The following is a 2,048-nucleotide window of genomic DNA, read 5'->3' as shown; positions in this document are numbered from 1 at the left end:
CCCAAAACAAGTGAACCATGGTGGCCGTTTGGGGCGCTTGGGGTGGGGTGGGCACGCGGGCGCACGCCTGCCTGGGCGTGTGCCCGTTGGGTGCGTAGAGCTTTTTGGTGGGTCGTTGTTGAGGGCTTCGGGGTTTGAGGTTTTTGGAAACAGCTGACCTGCCCGGGCACCAATGCGTCGGACAGGCCTCAGGCGCTCAGGGCAGCGGCCAACCGCATCAGCACGGGAAGGTCGGGCCGCCAAGCAAGCAGCCGCAACACCAGCCGCCGACCGGTTTGCAGCACCTGCACCGGGATGAGGATGAAGCGCTGAACGAAGGTGTGGAAGTCCATGCGTAGGATGCACTCGCGCTGCGCATGGTGCAGCTGGCGCCAGCGCGGCAGCACGGGCAGACACAGCGCAAACCACGCCTTCAGACTCCAGGCCATGGCTGTGATCAGCATGTAGGCCCAGTTGGCCTCGAGCGTGTTGAGCGGAGCGTGCAGCGCGCGAGCACCGTTTTTCAGCTGCTCGATGAGGTTTTCCTGGTTGCAGCGTTCATTGGCCTCACGCACGACCTGCTCTTTGCTCAGCGAGGGGTCGTTGGTGATGTAGAACAGGTATCGGTCCTGAAGCATGGTGAACTGCTGGTTTTCCTCGACGGTCTGTTTGCGCAGCGCCACGATGCGGTAGGTCTTTTTGGCCTTGTAGGGCTTGTAGGCAAACTCGGCGAGGTCTTCGCGGATCAAGCGGATGTTGCGGTAGTTGCGTCGCCTCACGATCTCCTCTTTGACGCGCGGTTGTTTGGCGCGGGGCTTTACTTGGCGGAACGCCTGGTCGGCCTTGCGCAGCAGTTGCTCGTAGTCGGCATCCGCGATGCGCACCGCCTTGTCTACCAGGGTTTTGTGGGCGTCGTAACCGAAGACAAATCGTACGCCGTCGTCGGTCCAGCGGTCAAAGTGCCCGGTCAGCGAGAAGTCCGTGTCACCTCGAAGCAAGATGTCGCTGAAACCGCCACGGCGACACAACTTGATCGCTTCGTCCAAGGAGCGCTCGGCACCTTCGGCGGACGGCCGGTTGCCCGAACGGTTGACGATGAACAGCGGTTCGCCTGTGTTCGCGAGCGACACGAGCAACGGGTGATACCCCCAGTCGCCCTTGTAGCTCAGGTCCATGCCTTGTTTGCACTCGCCGGTCGTTTTCACGATCGAGCCGTCGGCGTCGATGCGCGCCGTCTGCTCGAGGAACGCGGCCGGTTGCTGTCGCCACACCCCGACACGCACGTCATTGATGATGGACATCAACTGCCAGATGTCGTTCACTGCAAATCGGCGACAGAAATCGCCCGCTGTGGTGGGGTCGGGGATCGAGCGGGCGCCCAGACCATCGAGGAAGACCAAGTCGTTACGCCGCAGCTCGATGTCTTGCAACACCCGGCCACCGCACAGCGCGTTGTAGGCGAGATTCAGAATATGATCGGATTCGAAGTAGGGCCGATGCAGCTTGAGCAGATTCAAGCGGGCGTCGATGGCTCGCACCAGCCCCACCTGGTGCGCCAGATCGTGCATGACGCCCAGCCCACCGTACGGCATGGCCCGAGCGCGGTCCGAACAGTCGTAGCGTACCCCGCCCCGACGAAACTCGGGCCGCGACCCATCGCCGCGCGGCTCCTGACCGCCCTCGGCCCGCTGCAGTCGCCGAGCGATTTTTTGTTGTTCCCGCTGATGAAAGCGTCGTAGTCTGCGATTCACCTGAAAGCCTCCCTTTCGGTGTTCTGGTTGAGGTTGTACAACCCCCAAAACATCGGGCTTTCAGGGTTTAATCCCTGCAAAATGAAGAAAAGTGCGCTTGGTCAGGGACTAGTCAGTGGCTGGACCCGCCACGGTTGCCGCCTCGTCGCGGGGCTGATACGCAAGAGCCTCTTCGATGTCTACGCGAGAGGTTGCAGCATGTCGGTACTCATCAAGCTTGCGGTTCTCGCTGGGGTTATCCTGGCTCTGGCACGCTTCCTCCCCGGCGTGCGCATTCAGCGCCCGTCCGTGGCGGTGGTGGCGGCAGTGATCTTCAGT

General features: G+C 62.0%; 1 protein-coding gene. It reads right to left on the bottom strand.

The genetic code is table 11. The features are described 5' to 3' along the window. Positions 1 to 188: 188 nt before the first annotated feature. Complete coding sequence (locus MJD61_10840) at positions 189 to 1,730, bottom strand: IS1380 family transposase (protein MCG8555764.1); 1,542 nt, start codon at positions 1,728 to 1,730, stop codon at positions 189 to 191. Positions 1,731 to 2,048 lie beyond the last annotated feature (318 nt).

It is taken from the genome of Pseudomonadota bacterium (genome assembly GCA_022361155.1).
GTDB lineage: Bacteria > Myxococcota_A > Polyangia > Polyangiales > JAKSBK01 > JAKSBK01.
The sequence above is the reverse complement of the archived record's forward strand: the minus strand, read 5'-3'. Positions and strand labels throughout refer to the sequence as shown.